General features: G+C 68.6%; 18 protein-coding genes. 2 read left to right on the top strand and 16 right to left on the bottom strand.

Going from position 1 to position 20291, the window contains the following annotated elements; all coding sequences use genetic code 11:
• Nucleotides 1–40: 40 nt before the first annotated feature.
• The 7 genes from atpD to IAI54_RS19910 form a co-directional block, all read right to left on the bottom strand.
• Nucleotides 41–1495 carry a F0F1 ATP synthase subunit beta gene (gene atpD, locus IAI54_RS19940; RefSeq protein WP_187968849.1) on the bottom strand — a complete coding sequence of 485 codons (1455 nt, stop codon included), beginning with the start codon at nt 1493–1495 and terminating at the stop codon, nt 41–43.
• A gap of 21 nt (nt 1496–1516) precedes the next feature.
• Nucleotides 1517–2395 carry a F0F1 ATP synthase subunit gamma gene (locus tag IAI54_RS19935; RefSeq protein ID WP_187968848.1) on the bottom strand — a complete coding sequence of 293 codons (879 nt, stop codon included), beginning with the start codon at nt 2393–2395 and terminating at the stop codon, nt 1517–1519.
• A 23-nt stretch (nt 2396–2418) separates the two neighbouring features.
• Nucleotides 2419–3948 carry a F0F1 ATP synthase subunit alpha gene (atpA, locus tag IAI54_RS19930; RefSeq protein ID WP_187968847.1) on the bottom strand — a complete coding sequence of 510 codons (1530 nt, stop codon included), beginning with the start codon at nt 3946–3948 and terminating at the stop codon, nt 2419–2421.
• Nucleotides 3948–4508: a F0F1 ATP synthase subunit delta gene (locus IAI54_RS19925; protein ID WP_187968846.1), complete on the bottom strand. Its 561-nt coding sequence runs from the start codon at nt 4506–4508 to the stop codon at nt 3948–3950. The genes atpA and IAI54_RS19925 overlap by 1 nt, the downstream gene beginning before the upstream one ends.
• Before the next feature lie 230 nt (nt 4509–4738).
• Nucleotides 4739–5125 (bottom strand): DUF4345 domain-containing protein, encoded by a 387-nt coding sequence (locus IAI54_RS19920; protein ID WP_187968845.1) that lies wholly within the window; start codon nt 5123–5125, stop codon nt 4739–4741.
• A 283-nt stretch (nt 5126–5408) separates the two neighbouring features.
• Nucleotides 5409–5837 (bottom strand): hypothetical protein, encoded by a 429-nt coding sequence (locus tag IAI54_RS19915; protein WP_187968844.1) that lies wholly within the window; start codon nt 5835–5837, stop codon nt 5409–5411.
• A gap of 579 nt (nt 5838–6416) precedes the next feature.
• A complete protein-coding gene (locus tag IAI54_RS19910) occupies nt 6417–8600 on the bottom strand; it encodes a primosomal protein N' (RefSeq protein ID WP_187968843.1) in 2184 nt (727 codons plus the stop codon).
• Nucleotides 8601–8691: 91 nt separating this feature from the next.
• On the opposite strand from IAI54_RS19910, the gene fsa reads away from it, so the two are divergent.
• The gene (gene fsa / locus IAI54_RS19905) at nt 8692–9345 is read left to right on the top strand and encodes a fructose-6-phosphate aldolase (RefSeq protein ID WP_187968842.1); all 654 of its coding nucleotides are present in this window, start codon (nt 8692–8694) and stop codon (nt 9343–9345) included.
• A 124-nt stretch (nt 9346–9469) separates the two neighbouring features.
• Here the strand turns inward: fsa and IAI54_RS19900 are convergent, their stop codons facing one another.
• From IAI54_RS19900 to IAI54_RS19875, 6 genes are all read right to left on the bottom strand, one after another.
• Nucleotides 9470–10393 (bottom strand): branched-chain amino acid ABC transporter permease, encoded by a 924-nt coding sequence (locus tag IAI54_RS19900; protein ID WP_420838313.1) that lies wholly within the window; start codon nt 10391–10393, stop codon nt 9470–9472.
• Nucleotides 10394–10452: 59 nt separating this feature from the next.
• On the bottom strand, nt 10453–11340 hold the full coding sequence (locus IAI54_RS19895) for a branched-chain amino acid ABC transporter permease (RefSeq protein ID WP_187968840.1): 888 nt from the start codon (nt 11338–11340) through the stop codon (nt 10453–10455).
• 64 nt (nt 11341–11404) lie between these two features.
• Complete coding sequence (locus tag IAI54_RS19890) at nt 11405–12598, bottom strand: ABC transporter substrate-binding protein (RefSeq protein ID WP_187968839.1); 1194 nt, start codon at nt 12596–12598, stop codon at nt 11405–11407.
• A gap of 45 nt (nt 12599–12643) precedes the next feature.
• Nucleotides 12644–13390, bottom strand: a complete 747-nt coding sequence (locus tag IAI54_RS19885) for an ABC transporter ATP-binding protein (protein ID WP_187968838.1) — start codon at nt 13388–13390, stop codon at nt 12644–12646.
• Nucleotides 13383–14138, bottom strand: coding sequence for an ABC transporter ATP-binding protein (locus IAI54_RS19880; RefSeq protein ID WP_187968837.1), 756 nt, complete (start codon nt 14136–14138; stop codon nt 13383–13385). The genes IAI54_RS19885 and IAI54_RS19880 overlap by 8 nt, the downstream gene beginning before the upstream one ends.
• A gap of 319 nt (nt 14139–14457) precedes the next feature.
• Nucleotides 14458–16365, bottom strand: a complete 1908-nt coding sequence (locus tag IAI54_RS19875; protein WP_187968836.1) for an FAD-binding monooxygenase — start codon at nt 16363–16365, stop codon at nt 14458–14460.
• Nucleotides 16366–16476: 111 nt separating this feature from the next.
• Between IAI54_RS19875 and IAI54_RS19870 the strand changes: the two genes are divergently transcribed.
• Nucleotides 16477–16908, top strand: a complete 432-nt coding sequence (locus IAI54_RS19870; protein WP_210321152.1) for a MarR family winged helix-turn-helix transcriptional regulator — start codon at nt 16477–16479, stop codon at nt 16906–16908.
• 113 nt (nt 16909–17021) lie between these two features.
• On the opposite strand, the gene IAI54_RS19865 is transcribed toward IAI54_RS19870, so the two are convergent.
• From IAI54_RS19865 to gtdA, 3 genes are all read right to left on the bottom strand, one after another.
• On the bottom strand, nt 17022–18215 hold the full coding sequence (locus IAI54_RS19865; protein ID WP_187968835.1) for an FAD-dependent monooxygenase: 1194 nt from the start codon (nt 18213–18215) through the stop codon (nt 17022–17024).
• 25 nt (nt 18216–18240) lie between these two features.
• Nucleotides 18241–19095 carry a fumarylacetoacetate hydrolase family protein gene (locus IAI54_RS19860; RefSeq protein WP_187968834.1) on the bottom strand — a complete coding sequence of 285 codons (855 nt, stop codon included), beginning with the start codon at nt 19093–19095 and terminating at the stop codon, nt 18241–18243.
• Nucleotides 19096–19233: 138 nt separating this feature from the next.
• Nucleotides 19234–20283: a gentisate 1,2-dioxygenase gene (gtdA, locus tag IAI54_RS19855; protein WP_187968833.1), complete on the bottom strand. Its 1050-nt coding sequence runs from the start codon at nt 20281–20283 to the stop codon at nt 19234–19236.
• Nucleotides 20284–20291 lie beyond the last annotated feature (8 nt).

Genomic DNA, 20291 nt, shown 5'->3' with positions numbered 1-20291 from the left:
ACCGCCATACCTGCCCGCTACTCCCTATGCCAATCGTTGCTTACGCTGCTTCGGCCGCCAGACGCTGCGCCTTCTCGAGCGCCATCTCGATCGAGCCGACCATGTAGAACGCCGCTTCCGGCAGATGGTCGTACTCGCCCGCGACGAGGCCCTTGAACGAGCGGATCGTGTCCTCCAGCGGCACGAGCTGGCCCGGCGAACCGGTGAACACCTCGGCGACGAAGAAGGGCTGCGACAGGAAGCGCTCGATCTTGCGGGCGCGGGCGACGGTGAGCTTGTCCTCTTCCGAGAGCTCGTCCATGCCCAGGATCGCGATGATGTCCTGCAGCGACTTGTAACGCTGCAGCGTCTGCTGGACCGAGCGCGCCACCTGGTAGTGCTCCTCGCCGACGATCTGTGGGTCGAGCATGCGCGAGGTCGAGTCGAGCGGATCCACCGCCGGATAGATGCCCTTCTCGGCGATCGAGCGGTTGAGCGTCGTCGTCGCGTCGAGGTGGGCAAAGGACGTGGCCGGCGCCGGGTCGGTCAGGTCGTCGGCCGGCACGTAGATGGCCTGCACCGAGGTGATCGAACCCTTGGTGGTGGTGGTGATGCGCTCCTGCATCTGGCCCATGTCGGTGGCGAGCGTCGGCTGGTAGCCGACGGCCGAGGGAATGCGGCCGAGCAGCGCCGACACTTCCGAACCCGCCTGGGTGAAGCGGAAGATGTTGTCGACGAAGAACAGCACGTCCTGGCCCTGGTCGCGGAAGTGCTCGGCGATCGTCAGGCCGGTCAGCGCGACGCGGGCGCGGGCGCCGGGCGGCTCGTTCATCTGGCCGAACACCAGCGCGCACTTGGAGCCGGCGGTCGAGCCGTCGTTCTCGTGCGGGTCCTTGTTGACGCCCGACTCGATCATCTCGTGATAGAGGTCGTTGCCCTCGCGGGTGCGCTCGCCGACGCCGGCGAAGACGGAATAGCCGCCATGCGCCTTGGCGACGTTGTTGATGAGTTCCTGGATCAGCACGGTCTTGCCGACGCCGGCGCCGCCGAACAGGCCGATCTTGCCGCCGCGGGCGTAGGGCGCCAGCAGGTCGATGACCTTGATGCCGGTGACCAGGATCTGCGCCTCGGTAGACTGCTCGACATAGGCCGGCGCCTCCTGGTGGATCGCGCGGCGGGCGGTCGAGGGAACCGGACCTGCCTCGTCCACCGGCTCGCCGATGACGTTGAGGATGCGGCCGAGGGTCTCCTCGCCGACCGGCACGGTGATCGGCGACCCGGTGTCGGTCACCGGCTGGCCGCGCACCAGGCCTTCGGAGGAATCCATGGCGATGCAACGGACGGTGTTCTCGCCGAGGTGCTGCGCCACCTCGAGCACCAGGCGGTTGCCGCCGTTGTCGGTCTCGAGCGCGTTCAGGATCGGCGGCAGGGCGCCTTCGAACGACACGTCGACGACAGCGCCGATGACCTGGGCGATCCTGCCGGTGGCGGCCCTCGGGTTAGCTGCTATGGCCATTTCTCTTACCCTCTTCGATGTCTAGAGCGCTTCCGCGCCCGAGATGATTTCGATCAGTTCCTTGGTGATCTGCGCCTGCCGCTGACGGTTGTAGGTGATCGTCAGCTTGCTGATCATGTCGCCGGCATTGCGCGTCGCATTGTCCATGGCCGTCATCTTGGCGCCCATCTCGCCGGCCGCGTTCTCGAGCAACGCGCGGAAGATCTGGACGGAGATGTTGCGCGGGATCAGGTCCGACAGGATCTGGCCCGCATCCGGCTCGTATTCGTAGATCGCAGACGCCGAGGAATCGGCGGCCGGCGCGGCCGGAGCCTTCGCCGGGATGATCTGCTGGGCGGTCGGGATCTGCGAGATCACCGACTTGAACTCGGAATAGAACAGCGTGCAGACGTCGAACTCGCCCGCCGCGAAGCGCTGGGTGATGTTCTTCGCGATGGCGTCGGCGTTGACGAAGCCGACCTGCTTGACGTCGCGCAGTTCGATGCGCTCGATGATCAGCTTGGCATAGTCGCGGCGCAGGATGTCCGCGCCCTTCTTGCCGACGGTGATGATCTTCACGGTCTTGCCGTCGCGCAGCAGGCGGCGGATGTGCTCGCGCGCCAGGCGGGCGATCTGGCTGTTGAAGCCGCCGCAGAGACCGCGCTCCGCGGTCGCGACGACGAGCAGGTGCACGTCGTCCTTGCCGGTGCCGGTCATCAGAGCGGGCGCGTCGTCACCCGACACGGCCGCCGCGATGTTGGCCAGCACGGCGCCCATGCGCTGCGAATACGGCCGCGCCGCCTCCGCCGCTTCCTGGGCGCGACGCAGCTTCGCCGCGGCGACCATCTGCATCGCCTTGGTGATCTTCTGCGTCGCCTTCACCGAGGCGATGCGGTTTCGCAGGTCCTTAAGTGAAGGCATGCCTCGACCCTACTCCCGACCGATCAGGCGAAGTTCTTGGCGAAGGCGTCGATCTCGGCCTTCAGCCTGGCGCGCAGATCGTCCGACAGCGCCTTCTCGACCCGGATCCCCTCGAGCACCGCCTTGCCGTCGCCGCGCATGTGGGTGAGGAGACCGCGCTCGAAGGCGCCGACCTTGGCGACCGGGATCTTGTCGAGATAGCCGTTGACGCCGGCGAAGATCACGACGACCTGCTCTTCCGTCTTCAGCGGCGAGAACTGCGGCTGCTTCAGGAGTTCCGTCAGGCGCGCGCCGCGGTTGAGCAGGCGCTGCGTGGCGGCGTCGAGGTCGGAACCGAACTGGGCGAAGGCGGCCATCTCGCGATACTGCGCGAGCTCGCCCTTGATCGAACCGGCGACCTGCTTCATCGCCTTGACCTGGGCGGCCGAGCCGACGCGCGACACCGAGAGACCGACGTTCACCGCAGGACGGATGCCCTGGAAGAACAGGTTGGTCTCGAGGAAGATCTGGCCGTCGGTGATCGAGATCACGTTGGTCGGGATGTAGGCCGACACGTCGTTGGCCTGCGTCTCGATGACCGGAAGCGCCGTGAGCGAGCCCTTGCCGTTGTCGTCGTTGAGCTTGGCCGCACGCTCGAGCAGGCGCGAGTGCAGGAAGAAGACGTCGCCCGGATAGGCCTCGCGCCCGGGCGGACGGCGCAGCAGCAGCGACATCTGGCGGTAGGCGACGGCCTGCTTGGACAGGTCGTCATAGGCGATCACGGCATGCATGCCGTTGTCGCGGAAGAACTCGCCCATGGCGCAGCCCGCGAAGGGGGCCAGGAACTGCATCGGCGCCGGGTCGGACGCGGTGGCGGCGATGATGATCGAATATTCGAGCGCGCCGCGCTCTTCGAGCGCCTTCACGAACTGGGCGACGGTGGAGCGCTTCTGGCCGACGGCGACGTAGACGCAGTAGAGCTTCTGGCCCTCGTCGTCGCCCATGTTGAGCGGCTTCTGGTTCAGGAAGGTGTCGAGGATGATGGCGGTCTTGCCGGTCTGGCGGTCGCCGATGACGAGCTCGCGCTGGCCGCGGCCGATCGGGATCAGGGCGTCGATGGCCTTGAGGCCGGTCGACATCGGCTCGTGCACCGACTTGCGGGGAATGATGCCGGGCGCCTTGACGTCGACGCGGCGGCGCTCGGTCGCCTCGATCGGGCCCTTGCCGTCGATCGGGTTGCCGAGCGCGTCGACGACGCGGCCGAGCAGGCCCTTGCCGACCGGAACGTCGACGATGGTGCCGGTGCGCTTGACGGTGTCGCCTTCCTTGATGTCGCGGTCGGCGCCGAAGATGACGACGCCGACATTGTCGGTCTCGAGGTTCAGCGCCATGCCGCGGATGCCGCCGGGGAACTCGACCATTTCGCCCGCCTGGACGTTGTCGAGGCCGTAGACGCGGGCGATGCCGTCACCGACCGAGAGGACCTGGCCGACTTCGGACACTTCGGCTTCCTTGCCGAAGTTCTTGATCTGGTCTTTCAGAATTGCGGAAATTTCCGCGGCGCGGATGTCCATCAGCCGACCTCTTTAAGTGCGAGCTTGAGCGAATTGAGTTTGGTCTTGAGCGACGTGTCGATCTGGCGCGAACCCATCTTGACGACGAGCCCGCCGAGCAGGGAGGGATCGATCGTGACCTTGACGGTGACGGTCTTGCCGGCGACCTGCGCCAGGGCGGCCTTGAGTTCGGCCTCCTGATCACGCGTCAGCGCATGGGCGGCCATGACCTCGGCCACGACCTCGCCGCGGTGCTCCGCGGCAATGGCGCGGAAGGCCTTGATGATGCCCGGAACGGCGAACAGGCGGCGGTTCTTCGCCACCACCTTCAGGAAGTTTCCGACGAGGCCGTGCAGCCCCGCCTTGTCGGCGATGGCCGCGATGGCGCGGTACTGGTCGTCGGCCGAGAACACGGGGCTCTCGATGAGGCGCCTGAGGTCGGCGCTCTCCTCGATCAGGCCTTCGAAGGCGAGAAGATCATACTCGACCTGCGAGACGCTCTTCTCGGCGAGGGCGAGTTCGAACAGCGAGCCCGCGTAGCGCCCCGCGACGTCTGATACTGGCGAAGTAGACTGTGCCACGAACGGTCTTCTCTTCCTGAGATGGCCGCAGGATTTCGGCGCGAGTTCAAGACTCTGGCTAACCCTCTGACCTAATTGAATTATTTCGACCACAAATCCGAGCGTGCCGATCCCCGGGCCGAAAGTCGATTGCCGTCTAGCACAGGCATTCCGGACTCGCAACAACCCGCGGCACAGGGTTTCGCGTCAGTTTTGTCGCATGGAACCGGGCAGTGCCGTCCCGCACCGTCTCAGGGAAGGTAGCCGAAGGCATAGGCGAGCGGCAGGACGGCGAGCAGGAGGTCGAGCGCGAGGCGCAGGAAGCCGAGGCCCCAGGCGGTGCGGTCGGCGGCAAGGGCGACCGTGCGGCCGAGGGCGGCGAAGAGCCAGCCCGCACCGAGGGCGACATAGAGCAGCGGCTGCGCCAGCAGGATGGCGGCGATCCCGAGGCCGATCGGGAAGCCGGATGCGGCTCTGAGCGCGGCGGACGCCGCGGCGCGGTCGCGCGGCTCTCCCGTCAGCCCGGCCCAGAGCCCGGGCAGGACCAGTGCGGCAAGGCCGGCGAGGATGGCGCAGACCGCCGATGCGAAGGCCAGCGTTTCGCCGGTGGTGGTGGGCCAGGGAAGGGTGAGGTCCATCGAGGGGTTCCGAGGGGTGGGGTCGCGCGCGTTTCTAGCAGGCGGCGCGGGCGATTCGCCAGCGGCCGGGACGGGACCGTTCCGACGGCGGCGATCGTCCGGAAATCCCGGGACAGTTTCCTCGATTCGGCACCGGTCGCCGCCCATTCCCGAGGAGCGCGACCGCGAATGAACGAAACTGTCCCGGTATTTCGCCTGCATTTCCGCCAGCACGTGCGGGCCGGGAGGCGGTTGTGCCGCCCGGCCTGCTGGACAAGGGGATGGGATCGGCGGAGCGTCGGCGTCAGGAGGTGTCGTGGACCTGCGGCAGCGGCAGGACGGGCAGGACGGGGCAGGCGACGGCGAGGCAGGCGCGGTGTCCGGGGACCGCGTCGCGGCCGGGCGCCCAGGCGGTGCCGCCCATGCTGGCCAGCACCGCGGAGAGCATCGCCGCGCACCAGCGGTAGCGCCAGGCGACCAGCGCGGCGTCGAAGGGGCTGGCGTCGTCCGGCCCGGCGGCGGCCGCCAGTTCGTCCTCGATCACGGCGACGTCGATCCGCAGCGCGTCGGCGACGCTGATCCGCGCGGCCCGCTCGCCGCGGCGCAGGAAGAACAGCACCAGCCAGCGCACGGCAAAGCAACGGCCGGCGGCGGCGTCGGCATGCGCGGCGAGCGACAGCAGGAGCGTGATCGTCTCCCGCAGCTTCCGCCCGTTCAGTCCCGCCCCGCCCATATCCGCCCTCCTTCATCTGCGGCCAGTCTGTTGTGGACCGGCAGGGGTGTGGACAGAATTTTCGCAAGGCGTTGATTTCGCGAGGAGAGCCCGTCCTCCACCCCACGCAGTGGGGGCGGAGGTGGCGTCGCGCAGCGACGACGGAGGGGGGGCGCAGGATGTGGCGCTCGCGGCGGCGACCGGGCGGCACGTGCCTCGTCGTGGGCCGGATCGCGGGGACGGATGGCGAGGCATGGATCCCGGATACGTCGTCCTGCGCTGCGCTTGGACGCCGTTCCGGGATGACGAAGGTGGAGGGGATGGTGCTGCTTTCACCTTCGTCATCCCGGGCGAAGCCGGAGCGAAGCGGAGGCGCAGACCCGGGATCCATGCCTCGGCCGATGTCGGGGGCTGGACGGTGCGGACGGCCCACCGGTCGGACCTTCTCCATCGTCCCGCTCGATGACCTCCTCCGAGGCATGGACCCCGGATACGGCGTCCTTCGCTGCGCCCGGACGCCGTCCCGGGAATGACGAAGGTGGAGGGGATGGCGCGCGGGGGCTGTGGCGCGTGGCGCGTGGCGGCGGCGCGGGGGGCGGGTCAGAGGAAGCTCTGGGGATCGATGTCGACCTGCACCCGCACCGAGCCCCGCGGGCGGTCGGCTGCCGCGAGCATCGAGCGGACGAATTTCTGGATGTCGGACCGGCGGTCGCCGTGGACGAGGAGGCGGAAGCGGTGGCGGCCGGCGATCAGGGCGAGGGGCGCCTCGGCGGGTCCGAGCACGTCGATGTCGGCGGCGCGGGGGGCCGCGCGGCGCAGCGCGCGGGCGTGGGATTCGGCTTCGGCGCGGGTGGCGGCGCTGACGATCAGGCCGGCGAGGCGGCCGAAGGGCGGCATGGCGGCGCGCTGCCGCTCGTCGGTCTCGCGGTCGTAGAAGGCCTCCGCGTCGCCGGAGACGATCGCCTTCATGACCGGGTGGTCGGGCTGGTAGGTCTGCAGCAGGCCGAGGCTCTTGCGGCCCGTGCGGCCGGCGCGGCCGGTGACCTGGGAGAGCAGCTGGAAGGTGCGCTCGGCGGCGCGCGGATCGCCGTTGGCGAGGCCGAGATCGGCGTCGACGATTCCGACCAGCGTCATGTTCGGGAAATTGTGGCCCTTGGCGACGAGCTGGGTGCCGATGACGATGTCGGCCTCGCCCCTGGCGACGGCCTCGAGCTCCAGCCGCAGCCGGCGGACACCGCCGAGCAGGTCGGACGACAGGACGATGATGCGCGCGTCGGGGAAATGACCGACGGCCTCCTCGGCGATGCGCTCGACGCCGGGGCCGCAGGCGACGAGATGGTCGAGCGCGCCGCAGGACGGGCAGGCCTCGGGCTGCCTTTCGGTGTGGCCGCACTGGTGGCAGACGAGCTGGCCGCGGAAGCGGTGCTCGACCAGCCAGCTCGAACAGGACGGGCACTGGAAGCGGTGGCCGCAGACGCGGCAGAGCGTGAGCGGCGCATAGCCGCGGCGGTTGAGGAAGAACAGCGCCTGCTCGCCGCGCGCCAGGGTCTGCTTCGTGGCATCGAGAAGCACCGGCGACAGGAAGCCGCCGCGCGCGGGCGGGTTGCGGCGCATGTCGATCGCCTTCAGGTCGGGCAGGGCCGCCTCCGCGAAGCGCGACGGCAGGGCGACGCGGCCGTAGCGGCCCGACAGCGCGTTGACGCGGCTCTCGATCGACGGCGTCGCCGAGGCGAGGACGACCGGGAAGCCGGCGATGCGCGCGCGCACCACCGCCATGTCGCGGGCATTGTAGAAGACGCGATCCTCCTGCTTGTAGGCGGGGTCGTGTTCCTCGTCGACGACGACCAGGCCGAGTTCCCGGAAGGGCAGGAACAGCGCCGAACGGGCGCCGGCAACCACGCGCACCTGGCCTTCCGCCACCTGGCGCCAGACTTTCTCACGCATGCGCGGCGGCAGGTCGGAATGCCATTCGGCGGGCTTTGCGCCGAATCGATCCTGGAAGCGCTCGAGGAAGGCATGGGTGAGCGCGATCTCGGGCAGCAGGATCAGAACCTGCGCGCCGCGGTCCAGCGCCGCGGCGATGGCCTCGAAATAGACCTCGGTCTTGCCGGAACCGGTGACGCCGTCGATGAGGGTGACGGAGAAGGCAGCCTTCCCGGCCCTGTCGCGCAGCGTGTCGGCGGCCGCCTGCTGGTCGGGATTGAGCGAAGGCAGGGTGTATGCGGGATCGGGCGCGGCGACGACCGGGCGGGGCGGCAGTTTCACGTCCTCGAAGACGCCCTGCTGCCTCAGCCCGTCGACCACGGCGGAGGAGACACCGGCGGCGTGCGCGAGGCCCGACCGCGTCCAGGCCATGCCCTCGGCGGCGAGTTCGAGCACGCGGGAGCGCGCCGCGGTCATCCGGTCGGGCAGGGCGGCGGTGCGGGCGATGCCGTCGATCCAGGGCTCGGGATCGAAGGCTGCCGGCGCGCGCAGCAGCATGCGCGCCACCATGCCGGGCGGGGAGAGCGTGTAGTCGGCCACCCAGTCGACGAAGCGGCGCATGGCGGCATCGATGGGCGGGCAGTCGAAGACCTGGGAAATCGGCCGCAGCTTCTTCGGATCGACCGAGCCGCCTTCGCCGTCCCAGACGATGCCCGCCACCTCGCGCGGACCGAGCGGCACGCGCACGATCGCGCCCGGCCCGACCGCCATGCCGGCGGGAACGGCATAGGAGTAGGGCCGTTCGGCCGGCATGGGGACCATCACCGGAACGACGGAGGGGGCAGGCGAATCTTGCGTCATGGCGCGTGACCTTGCCCCGAGTTTCGTCTAGATCAAAGGCCAACCAGGCGGGCCGAGCCCGTCCGCCCCCCGAAATTGCCAGGAGACGACCATGAAGTTCTTCGTCGACACCGCCGACACGAAGGAAATCCGCGAACTCAACGAGCTCGGCCTGCTGGACGGCGTGACCACCAATCCGTCGCTGATCCTGAAGTCCGGCGGAAACATCGCCGAGGTCACCAGGGAGATCTGCTCGATCGTCGAAGGGCCGGTCTCGGCCGAGGTGGTGGCGATCGACTACAAGGAGATGATGCGGGAGGCGGACGTGCTGTCGAAGATCGCCGACAACATCTGCATCAAGGTGCCGCTGACGCTGGACGGCCTCAGGGCCTGCAAGGCGATCACCGGCGACGGCCGCAAGGTCAACGTGACGCTGTGCTTCTCTGCCAACCAGGCGCTGCTCGCCGCCAAGGCGGGCGCCACCTTCATCTCGCCCTTCATCGGCCGGCTGGACGACATGGGCTTCGACGGCGTCGAGCTGATCGCCGAGATCCGCCAGATCTATGACAATTTCGGCTTCGAGACGGAAATCCTGGCGGCGTCGATCCGCACCCCGGAGCACGTCAAGCGCGTGGCGCTGATCGGCGCCGACGTGGCGACCGTGCCGCCGGCGACGCTGCGCGCGCTGGTCAAGCATCCGCTGACCGACAAGGGCCTGGAGCAGTTCCTGGCCGACTGGGCCAAGACCGGCCAGAAGATCGGCTGAGCCGAAGCCGATCCGCACCGCCGCACGGGTTGCGGCGGTGCTGCAGAGCGGCTGAGACAGGTCGGACCGGGGCGCAGTCGCGCCCCGTTCTTTTCTGGAGCGGCGCAGTCGCGCCGCGTCGTTTCTACAGCGGCCGCCGGATCAGGCGAGCCAGGACGCCGACGATGCCTTCGCGGAACAGCATGACCGCGACCACGAAGATGATGCCCTGGCCGATCGTCACCCAGTCGCCGAAGGTGGCCAGATAATTCTGCATGGTGACGATGACGGCGGCGCCGAGGATCGGCCCGAAGACGGTTCCCATGCCGCCGAGCAGCGTCATCAGCACCACCTCGCCCGACATGGTCCAGTAGACGTCGGTGAGCGAGGCAAGCTGGAAGACGATCGCCTTGGTGGCCCCGGCGACGCCGGCCAGCGTCGCCGACAGCACGAACACGGCGAGCTTGTAGCGCCGCGTCCGGTAGCCGAGCGAGATCATGCGGGGCTCGTTGTCGCGGATGCCCTTCAGCACCTGGCCGAAGGGCGAATGGATGATGCGGTAGATGACGAGCAGGCCGATGAAGACCACCGCCAGGACGAAGAAATAGAGGTTGCGGTCGGGCGCCATCGGGATCAGCCCGAAAAGGTGTCCGCGCGGCACCGACTGGATGCCGTCCTCGCCGCCGGTGAAAGGGGCCTGGATGGAGAAGAAGAAGACCATCTGGGCGAAGGCGAGCGTGACCATGGCGAAGTAGATGCCCTGGCGGCGGATGGCGAGCGAGCCGATGGCGAGGCCGAGTCCGGCAGCCGCGAGCGTTCCGGTGAGGATGGCGAGTTCCGGCGTCAGGCCCCAGACCTTCGCGGCATGCGCCGACACGTAGCTGGCACCTCCGAAATAGGCGGCATGGCCGAAGGAGAGGAGCCCGCCGAAGCCGAGCAGGAGGTTGAAGGCGCAGGCAAACAGCGCGAAGCACAGCACCTTCATGACGAAGACGGGATAGAGCACGTAGGGCGCGGCCAGCCCGATCAGCAGCAGGCCCGCGAAGATCCACATGTGAAGTGCGGGCATGCCGGGCGCCTCGGTGCCGGCGCTCGCGGAGTGACCGAGGGGCGATGTCTGCGTGGCCATCAGGCTTCCCTTCCGAAGAGGCCGGCGGGCTTCACCAGAAGCACGATCGCCATGATCACGAAGATGACGACGGCTGAGCCTTCCGGATAGAAGACGCGCGTCAGGCCCTCGACGAGCCCCAGTCCGAAGCCGGTGAGGATGGAGCCGAGGATGGAGCCCATGCCGCCGATGACCACCACGGCGAAGACGACGATGATGACGTCGGCGCCCATGTTCGGGTTGACGGAATAGATGGGCGCGGCAAGCACGCCGGCGAAGGCGGCGAGACCGACGCCGAAACCGTAGGTGAGCGTGATGAGGCGGGGGACGTTGATGCCGAAGGCGCCCACCATGGTGGGGTTCTCGGTGGCGGCGCGCAGATAGGCGCCGAGCCGCGTCTTCTCGATGACGAACCAGGTGCCGAGACACACGACCAGCGAGGCGACGACGACCCAGCCACGATAGTTCGGCAGGAACATGAAGCCGAGATTCTGCCCGCCCGAAAGCTGTCCGGGGATCGCATAGGGCAGCCCGGAGATGCCGTACTGGTTGCGGAAGACGCCGGTGATGATGAGCGCCAGCCCGAAGGTCAGCAGAAGGCCGTAGAGGTGGTCGAGATGATAGAGCCGGGAGATCAGCAGCCGCTCCAGGACCACGCCGGTGATGCCGACGATGACGGGAACCAGCAGCAGCGCGCCCCAGTAGGGGATGCCGGCATAGTTCAGCAGCATCCAGGCGACGAAGGCGCCCATCATGTACTGCGCGCCATGCGTGAAGTTGATGATGTTGAGCAGGCCGAAGATGATCGCAAGTCCAAGGCTCAGCAGCGCGTAGAAGGAGCCGTTGATCAGGCCCAGCAGCAGCTGGCCGAACAGCGCCTGCGGCGGAATACCCAGCAGTTCGAACATGGTGGCGGACCCTGTCTTGCGCGGGGGACGGCGCGCCGGCGGAGCGGCGCGCCGTCCTCATGCCTTACTGCACCAGCGGGCAGCCGCCGTCGGCGAGCGGACGGAAGGCCTTGTCGGCCGGGATGGTGGCGACGGTCTCGTAGAGATCCCACGGACCCGTCGAGTCTTCCGGCTTCTTGACCCGGAAGAGATAGGCGTCGTGGGTCTTGCGGCCGTCGGCGCGCACCACGCCCTGGCCGAAGAGCGGATCGTCGGTCGGCATCTCCTTCATCTTGGCCATGACGGCTTCGGGATCCTTCGAGCCCACGGCCTCGACGGCCTTCAGGTAGTGCAGGACCGAGGCGTAGACGCCGGCCTGGATCATCGAGGGCTTCTTGCCGGTCTTCTCCTCGAAGCGGGCCGACCATTCGCGGGTCTTGTCGTTGAGGTCCCAGTAGAAGGTCTCGGTGAGGACGAGGCCCTGGGCGACGTCGAGGCCGAGCGCGTGGATGTCGTTGACGAAGACCAGCAGGCCGGCGATCGCCTGGCCGCCCTGGGTGATGCCGAACTCGGCCGCCTGCTTCATGGAGTTGACGGTGTCGCCGCCGGCATTGGCCAGGCCGATGACCTGCGCGCCGGAGGCCTGGGCCTGCAGCAGGAAGGACGAGAAGTCGGTGCCGGGGAACGGCGTCTTGACGCTGCCGATCACCTCGCCGCCGGCTTCCTTGACGACCGCCGAGGTGTCGCGCTCGAGCGCGTGGCCGAAGGCGTAGTCGGCTGTCAGGAAGAACCAGGTCTTGCCACCGGCCGCGACCATGGCGCCGCCGGTGCCGTGGGCGAGCTGCCAGGTGTCGTAGGTCCAGTGCACGGTGTTGGGCGAGCACTTCGCTCCGGTCAGGTCGGAGGTCGCGGCGCCGGAGTTGAGGAAGATCTTGTTCTTCTCGCGGGTGATGTCGTTGACGGCGAGCGCCACCGACGAGGTCGGGACGTCGGCGATCACGTCGACGCCCTCGGTGTCGTACCACTGGCGGGCGATGTTGGAGCCGACGTCCGGCTTGTTCTGGTGATCGGCCGAGACGACCTCGACGGTGATGCCCTTGTCGGTGCCGAAATCCTCGGCGGCCATCTGGGCCGCGACGGCCGAACCCTCGCCGGTGATGTCGGCATAGATGCCCGAGCGATCGTTGAGCACGCCGATCTTGACGGCGGTCTGGGCGAAGGCCGTGCCTGCCATCAGCAGGCCGGCCAGCGACGCCACGATGAACCCTGTCTTTCTCATTCTCATCTCCTCCGGTTGCGGCAGTTCCTGCCGGTATTCTTGCGCTCAGACGCCCAGATAGCGGTGCAGCTTGTCGATGTTGGCGTCCAGCTCGTCGTTGGGGATCGTGTCGACGACACGTCCCTGCTCCACCACGTAGTGCCGGTCTGCGACCGACGCGGCGAAATGGAAGTTCTGCTCCACCAGCACGATGGTGAAGCCCTGCTGCTTGAGGCGCGCGATGGTGCGGCCGATCTGCTGGACGATCACCGGCGCGAGGCCCTCGGTCGGTTCGTCGAGCAGGAGCAGCTTGGCGCCCGTGCGCAGGATGCGGCCGATCGCCAGCATCTGCTGCTCGCCGCCCGAGAGCTTGGTGCCCTGGCTCGACAGACGTTCGCGGATGTTGGGAAACAGCTCGAAGATCTGCTCGACGGTGAGGCCGCCCGGCCGCACCTGCGGCGGCAGCATGAGGTTTTCCTCGACGGAGAGCGACGAGAAGATCGCCCGCTCCTCCGGGCAGAGCGCGATGCCGAGACGCGCGATGGCGCGCGACGGCAGCCGGATCGTTTCCTGGCCGTCGAAGGTCACCGACCCGGACCGCTTGGCGAGAATGCCCATGACGGCCTTCAGCGTCGTGGTCTTTCCGGCCCCGTTGCGGCCGAGCAGGGTCACGACCTCGCCTTCGGCGACGTCGAAGCTCACCCCGTGCAGGACGTGGCTTTCGGAGTACCAGCCTTCGAGGCCATCGACCCTGAGGAGGGGCGCGGCTGCCGGGGATGGCGTCGTGCGGGTGTCGCGCTGTGTCTCAGCCATGGCCCGATCCGATATAGGCTTCGATGACGCGGGGATCCTTCGACACCGCCGCGTAGTCGCCCTCGGCCAGAACCTCGCCGCGGGCCAGGACGGTGATGCGGTCCGACAGCGACGCGACGACCGAGAGATTGTGCTCCACCATGAAGATGGTGCGGTTCTGCGCGATGCGGCGGATCAGGCCGGAGATGCGGTCGATATCCTCCTGCGTCATGCCCGCCATCGGCTCGTCGAGCAGCAGCATCTCGGGATCGAGCGCCAGCGTGGTCGCGATCTCGAGCGCGCGCTTGCGGCCATAGGGCAGCTCGCCGGCCGGCGTGGCAGCGAATTCGGTGAGGCCGACATCCTCCAGCAGCGAGGCGGCTTCGCCGTCGAAGGCAGCCAGGACCTTCTCGGACCGCCAGAAGTCGAAGCTGTCGCCGCGGCGCCGCTGCAGGGCGATGCGGACGTTCTCCAGCGCCGTCATCTTGGGAAACACGGCCGAGATCTGGAACGACCGCACGAGGCCAAGCCGGGCGATGTCGGCCGGCTGCATGGCCGTGATGTCGCGGCCGTTGTAGCGGATGGTGCCGCGGGTCGGCTGCAGGAACTTGGTCAGGAGATTGAAGCAGGTCGTCTTGCCGGCGCCGTTCGGTCCGATCAGGGCGTGGATCGAGCCGCGCCGGACCTTCAGGTCGACATTGGCGACGGCGACGAATCCCTTGAATTCCTTGGTCAGGCCCGAGGCCTCGAGGATGGTGTCCCCGCTCATGGATGCGAGGAGCCTACCATCGAGCCGCACCCGACGGCGCGACGCGGAGGCCGCGCGCCCTGAACATCGACATGTCTCCTCCCGTGGCAGTTTCTGCCTTTGGCCATTGACTGGCGGGAGGAGTGTACCTGCCTGAGCGGTGCATTCAATAGCGTAAATATACGTTCTTGAACGAGGGCGAAAACAGGACCGCACCCCTGTCCGCGGCGCGATGACCGCTTTGGGAAATCGCGGCGGCCGATCCGGGCAGGTCGCCGCCGTCCGGGGCCGGATCGAGCGAGGCCGCCGCCGCCGCGCGGTGCTCCGTGGCTGATGGCCTTCAGCGGTCGGTGCGGAAGACGCCGGCGATGAAGGTTCGCAGTTCGTCGCGGGCGTCGAGCGGCAGGACGTGGGCGACGTACTGGTCCGGGCGGACCACGACGAGCGTGCCCTTCGTGCGGTCGATGCCGCGCCGGTCGAAGATGTCGGGACCGTCCTTCAGCGGCGCGCAGACGATCTTCTCGTGATCGATGAGGCCGAGGCGGCCCTTTGCCGGCATCAGCAGGGCGGGCATCGAGCCCGGCTTCAGGTCGCGGTGGTCCTGCTGGAAGACGGCCCGCAGGTCGATCTCCGCATCCGGATCGGAGCCCGCCGAAAGGGCTCGGGCGATCGGCAGGTCGGCCGACGTCGACAGGAACGCGCAGAGCGCGGCGAGCGGGCCGCCCGGCGAACCGTCGTCGCCGGCTCCGGCGAAGGCGAAGAGGCGCCAGCGCGCATCGGCTTCGATCACGTGGCCGAGTTCGATGCGCCTGGCGTCGCAATGCCGCATGACCGGCGCCGAGTGAAACCGCGCACCGACCGGGAAGCCCGTCGCGAGCGACTGCCAGGTGGCGGGTCCGGTCAGCGCCGACGGCCGGTAGGTGACCGACATGCCGGCCGTATAGCGGCCGTGTTCGATGAAGTAGCGCTGGAACCGCGGAACGCCGCCATCCTCGGGTCCGGGCGGCTGGCTGATGATGCGGGACCATTCGCGGTCGAAGTCGATCAGGTCCTTCGCCACCGCCTGGCGCTCGGCGGAATAGCTGTGCAGCAGTTCGGGGCCGGCGCGGCCGAGCAGCACGGAGACGAGCTTCCAGCCGAGATTGAAGCCGTCGCCCATCGACACGTTCATGCCCTGGCCGGCCTTGGGGCTGTGGGTGTGGCAGGCGTCGCCGGCGATGAAGACGCGCGGCGTGCGCGTCGCGATCTCTTCGGCCGGCACGTCGTCGAACCTGTCGGTCAGGCGCTGGCCGATCTCGTAGACCGACCACCAGACGGTCTCCTTCACATCGAGCACGTAGGGGCGGAGGATCCGCTGCGCGGCGGCGATCAGCTGGTCGAGCGTGACGTTGCGGTGGGCGACGCGCTCGGTGGCGCCGAGCTTGTCGAGCTCGATGTAGAGGCGCACGAGATAGCCCCCCTCGCGCGGGATGAGGACGATGTTGCCCTCGCCCGCCGACTGGATCAGCGACTTGAAGCGGATGTCGGGGAAGTCGGTGACGGCCAGAACGTCCATGACGCCCCAGGCCTGGTTGGCCGAATCGCCGGCGAGTTCGCGGCCGATCGCCCTGCGCACGGCGCTGCGCGCGCCGTCGCAGCCGACGACGTAGCGGGCGCGCACGGTCTCGCGCCCGCCATCGCGGCCGGGCTCGACGCGCTCCAGGGTGACGGTGACGGGATGCGCGCCGCCGTCGGGATCGACGGTCAGGTCGATCAGCCGGCGGCCGTAGTCCGGAACCAGACGCGACGGCGAGCGACGCATGACGTCGAGATACATGTCGTGCACCCGCGCCTGGTTGAGGATGACGTGGGGCATCTCCGACAGTCCCTCCTCGACGTCGTCGACGCGGCCGGAGCGGACGATGTGGCGGGGATCGGCGGGATCGGGCTTCCAGAAGGTGGTCTCGTTGACCCAGTAGCCTTCCTTCATCACCTCGTCGGCGAAGCCGAAGGCGTTGAACATTTCCATGGAGCGGCAGGAGATGCCGTCGGCCTGGCCCTTCTCCATCGGCCCCGGCTTCTGCTCGACGAGGCGCGTCGTGATCTGCGGGAAGGCGGCGAGCTGTGCGGCGAGCGTGAGGCCGGCGGGGCCGGCGCCGACGATCAGGACGTCGACCGTTTCGGGCAGGCGGTCCGGGACGGGCCGGCCCGGAGCGGCGTCGCTGATCGCGGGATCGCCCGGGCGGAAACCGTTCAGGTGGAACTGCATCTGTCTTCCCTTGCCCCCGCGCGACATTGCGATATGATATGTGTCCATATAATAAGTACACTTATCAAATCGGTCAATCGGGTTCCGCGCTGCCGGCCTGCGGGGGAGAACATGACGCAACTCGCCGCGATGGCCGGTCATCTGATCCGGCGCCTTCACCAGGTGTCCACGCAAGTGTTCCTGCGCGAGGTCCAGGCGGCGGGTTTCGACCTGACGCCGGTGCAGTTCGCGGCGCTCGACGCGCTGAAGAGCAATCCGAAGATCGACCAGGGACAGCTGGCGGCGCTGATCGCCTACGACCGCGCCACCATCGGCGGGGTGGTGGACCGGCTGGAGCAGAAAGGCCTCGTCAACCGGGAGATCAGCCCGCGCGACCGGCGGGCCCGCGAAGTGAGCCTGACGGACGAGGGGCTCGCCGTCCATGCGGCGATGCTGCCGGTGGTGCGGCGCCTGCAGGCCGACATCCTGGCGCCGCTCGACGACGCGGAGCGCGAGCAGTTCATGGCGCTGGCGCGCAAGGCGCTCGGCGGTGCGGCGGCCTGAGCCCGGTGTGCCCTCAGAACGTACCGGTCAATCGAGGATGCGAAAGGATGCCCACTGAATCCTCGAGACGTCCGGACTGAGCTGCGCGCAAACGGGCACTCTTTCCCATCCTCTCAGGCGTCGAGAAGCTCGACCGTCGTCGGATCGTAGGAGAACAGCCAGGCGGAGCGTTCGGCGTTCATGTCGCGCCGGTCGAAGGCGGCGCGCAGGGATGGCACGTCGGGCAGGTGGAAGAGAGCGCGGTTGGCGCGCGATTCGTTGACGATGCGCGCCGTGCGGTCGATGCGGTTGCGCTGGTAGAGCGCGAGCGCGGCGGGGACGTCCGGCTCCAGGCTCAAGGTGCGCGCGAGCACGGCGGCGTCCTCGACGGCCATCGCCGCGCCCTGCGCCATATAGGGCAGGGTCGGATGGGCGGCGTCGCCGAGCAGCGTCACCCGGCCGGTGCTCCAGCCGCCGATCGGCTCGCGGTCGCGCAGGGCCCAGCGGAAGCACTGGTCGCGGTCGGCGGCGTCGATGATGGCGGTGATCATCGGATGCCAGCCTTCGAAATCGGCGCGCATCTCGGCCCAGGGGCGCGGCGTCGTCCAGGATTCGTCCTCCCAGGCCGCGTATTCGACGCAGCCGACGAGGTTCATCAGCGCGCCGCCGCGCAGCGGGTAGGTGACCGCGTGGCGGCCCGGTCCTGCCCAGACGTCCGTGGTGCGCGACCGGTACGCCGGCAGGAGCCGCTCCGACGGCACCGTGACGCGCCAGGCCGCATCGCCGGTGTAGGACGCCGCGGTGGGACCGGCGACGCCGAGCCGCACGACCGACTTGATGCCGTCGGCGCCGATCAGCGCCGCGCCGCGCTCGGTCGATCCGTCGGCCAGCGTGACGATGACGCCGTGCGCGTCCTCGGCGAAGGAGGTGACGGCGCAGCCGGTGCGGACGGCGGCGGGGTCGAGGCTGCGGACCTTCTCGACCAGCAGCCGGTGCAGGTCGGCCCTGTGGATCGTGACGTAGGGAACCCCGTGGCGTTCGCGGTAGCCTTCGCCGAGCGGGATGGTCTGAAGAACGTCGCCGCTGTCGAAGACACGGAAATGATAGGCGTCGGGCAGGACGCCGGCCGCCTCGATCGCCTCCATGAGGCCGAGGGCGCGGTAGACGCGGCCTGCATTGGCGCTGACCTGGATGCCGGCGCCGACTTCGGCGAGCACCGACGCCTGTTCGAACACGGCGACCTCGAACCCGGCGAGGAGCAGCGTCGCGGCCGCCGTGAGGCCGCCGATCCCGCCGCCCGCGATCAGGATGCGCTCCATTCCTGCCATGCCCGTCGCCCTGCCCGGTTCCGCCCTATCCCGCGACCGCGACCGACATCTCGCCGATCCGGTCGATCCAGGCATGCATCGTGTCGCCCGGCACGACCGGCGCGACGCCCTCGGGCGTGCCCGTCATGATCACGTCGCCCGGGTAGAGCGTGTAGGCCTTGCTGGCATAGGCGATCAACTTCTGCACGTTCCAGATCAGCAGGCTGGTGTTGGACTTCTGGCGGGACTCGCCATTGACCTTGATCTCGAAGTCGAGATGGCCGGGATCGCCGATCTCGTCGGCGGTGACGACATGCGGGCCGAACACGGTGAAGGTGTCGAGCGACTTGCGGAAGGAGCGGTCCTCGGTGCCGCGGATGGTCATGTCGAGGCCGATCATGTAGCCGGCGACGTGGGACAGCGCATCGGCCTCGGAAATGCGGAAGCCCTTGCGGCCGATCACCAGCGCCAGTTCGATCTCGTGGTCGATGCGCCGATCGGGCCAGTCGGCCACGACGGTCTCGCCCGCGCCGATCATCGAGCTCGTCGCCTTCAGGAAGACGCCGTAGTCGGCGATCGTCTTCACCTGGGTGCCGAAATTGATCTGCGTGTCGGCCCGCGATTCGTCGAGATGGAGCTGGTAGTTGACCGGCGCGGCGACGATCTTGCCGGGATTGGCGACCGGCGAGAGCAGGCGGACGGAGGCGACCGGAACACCGGGCACCGTGTCGGCCAGCGCCTCCATCCGGGGACGCAGGGTGTCGAGGTGATTGAAGACATGGTCGCCGCGCGGCACGGGCCAGCGCAGCGGCGGCAGGTGGTCGAGCACCGGGGTCACGTCGTGGACGAGAGACCCACGGACGACCCCGAGGCGATCATCGTCGAAACGGCAGAAACGCATGTCATTCAATCCTTGCAGTCGATCGGGTCTCGTCCGGGGCGGGTCGCGATCTTCGGCGTCGCTCGCCTCGCCCCGGGTCTCTGTATCGTGGCATGTCTCCCGGCGCCGGTGCCCCTGCCGGAAGACATGATCGTCGTGTCAGTGCCCGCGCTCCTCGCGCCAGAGCCCGAGCTTCTCCTGGGCGACGCGGTCGGAGAAGCAGAAGAGGAAGGAATCCTCGGTTGCGGTGTAGCTGCGCCAGGTCCAGCCCGGTGCGACCGCGACGTCGGAGACCGAAAGGTCGAAGTTCCGGTCGCCGATCGAGGCCGTCATCGCGCCTTCGGCCAGCGCCATGACGATGCCGTCGGTCGAGCGTATCGGCGTCGTGCGGAAGCCCTTCGGCAGATAGGTCATCCAGGCGGCCATGGTGGGCATCGCCCAGCCGCCGTCGAGCGGATTGGCGTAGCGCAGCGTGACGGCCTCGTGCGCGTCCGGCGCCTCGCCCTTCGACGCCGCGACGAGGGCTTCGCGCGTGCGCTCGTAGGGATAGTTGAAGATCGGTGTCGTGAGGCCGTAGCGGCTCTCGGGCTTCAGCGGCAGCAGGCCGGCGCCGAAACGGGCGAGCGCGTCGCCCTCGGGGCGCACGATCGACTGGCGATCGTCGTTGTAGTGCTCGTTGAAGCCGGCCTCGAAGAAGGAGACCAGCGGCAGGTCGAGCCCGTCCAGCCAGGCGCAGGGGTCGGAGCCCTCGTTGCCGTGGTCGTGATAGGCCCAGGACGGCGTGATGATGAAGTCGCCGCGGCGCATGGTGGTGCGCTCGCCGCCGACCGCCGTGAAGGCGCCCGTGCCTTCCAGCATGAAGCGCAGCGCCGACGGCGTGTGGCGGTGCGCGGGCGCCGTCTCGCCCGGCATGATCAGCTGCAGGCCGGCATACATGGTGGCGGTGGCGCGGGACTGGCCGGGCATCGCGGGATTCTCCAGAACCAGCACGCGGCGCTCGGCTTCCTTCGCCGTCAGCAGGTTGCCGGATTCCATCAGCAGCGGACGCACGTCGGCATAGCGCCAGCGGTGCGGCGCGGCCTTCGACTTCGGCTCGTTGGGCAGGAGACCGCGCAGGACTTCCCACAGGGGGGCGAGGTTCTGCGGCGCGAGCCGGCCGTAGAATTCCTTGCGCTCGGCTTCGGTGGAGCTTGCGGGGGCGGTGCTCATGGTCGTTC

The organism is Aquibium microcysteis (assembly GCF_014495845.1).
Classification (GTDB): Bacteria; Pseudomonadota; Alphaproteobacteria; order Rhizobiales; family Rhizobiaceae; genus Aquibium; species Aquibium microcysteis.
The sequence above is the reverse complement of the archived record's forward strand: the minus strand, read 5'-3'. Positions and strand labels throughout refer to the sequence as shown.

Excerpts from the sequence above, each read along its gene's own strand:
- IAI54_RS19915 (WP_187968844.1), bottom strand. The coding sequence starts at position 5,837 with ATGGGCGGGGCGGGACTGAACGGGCGGAAGCTGCGGGAGACGATCACG.
- IAI54_RS19895 (WP_187968840.1), bottom strand. The coding sequence starts at position 11,340 with ATGTTCGAACTGCTGGGTATTCCGCCGCAGGCGCTGTTCGGCCAGCTG.
- IAI54_RS19885 (WP_187968838.1), bottom strand. The coding sequence starts at position 13,390 with ATGGCTGAGACACAGCGCGACACCCGCACGACGCCATCCCCGGCAGCC.
- fsa (WP_187968842.1), top strand. The coding sequence starts at position 8,692 with ATGAAGTTCTTCGTCGACACCGCCGACACGAAGGAAATCCGCGAACTC.
- IAI54_RS19880 (WP_187968837.1), bottom strand. The coding sequence starts at position 14,138 with ATGAGCGGGGACACCATCCTCGAGGCCTCGGGCCTGACCAAGGAATTC.
- atpA (WP_187968847.1), bottom strand. The coding sequence starts at position 3,948 with ATGGACATCCGCGCCGCGGAAATTTCCGCAATTCTGAAAGACCAGATC.
- IAI54_RS19935 (WP_187968848.1), bottom strand. The coding sequence starts at position 2,395 with ATGCCTTCACTTAAGGACCTGCGAAACCGCATCGCCTCGGTGAAGGCG.
- IAI54_RS19910 (WP_187968843.1), bottom strand. The coding sequence starts at position 8,600 with ATGACGCAAGATTCGCCTGCCCCCTCCGTCGTTCCGGTGATGGTCCCC.
- IAI54_RS19865 (WP_187968835.1), bottom strand. The coding sequence starts at position 18,215 with ATGGCAGGAATGGAGCGCATCCTGATCGCGGGCGGCGGGATCGGCGGC.
- IAI54_RS19875 (WP_187968836.1), bottom strand. The coding sequence starts at position 16,365 with ATGCAGTTCCACCTGAACGGTTTCCGCCCGGGCGATCCCGCGATCAGC.
- IAI54_RS19900 (WP_420838313.1), bottom strand. The coding sequence starts at position 10,393 with ATGCCCGCACTTCACATGTGGATCTTCGCGGGCCTGCTGCTGATCGGG.
- IAI54_RS19870 (WP_210321152.1), top strand. The coding sequence starts at position 16,477 with ATGACGCAACTCGCCGCGATGGCCGGTCATCTGATCCGGCGCCTTCAC.
- IAI54_RS19920 (WP_187968845.1), bottom strand. The coding sequence starts at position 5,125 with ATGGACCTCACCCTTCCCTGGCCCACCACCACCGGCGAAACGCTGGCC.
- IAI54_RS19890 (WP_187968839.1), bottom strand. The coding sequence starts at position 12,598 with ATGAGAAAGACAGGGTTCATCGTGGCGTCGCTGGCCGGCCTGCTGATG.
- gtdA (WP_187968833.1), bottom strand. The coding sequence starts at position 20,283 with ATGAGCACCGCCCCCGCAAGCTCCACCGAAGCCGAGCGCAAGGAATTC.
- atpD (WP_187968849.1), bottom strand. The coding sequence starts at position 1,495 with ATGGCCATAGCAGCTAACCCGAGGGCCGCCACCGGCAGGATCGCCCAG.
- IAI54_RS19860 (WP_187968834.1), bottom strand. The coding sequence starts at position 19,095 with ATGCGTTTCTGCCGTTTCGACGATGATCGCCTCGGGGTCGTCCGTGGG.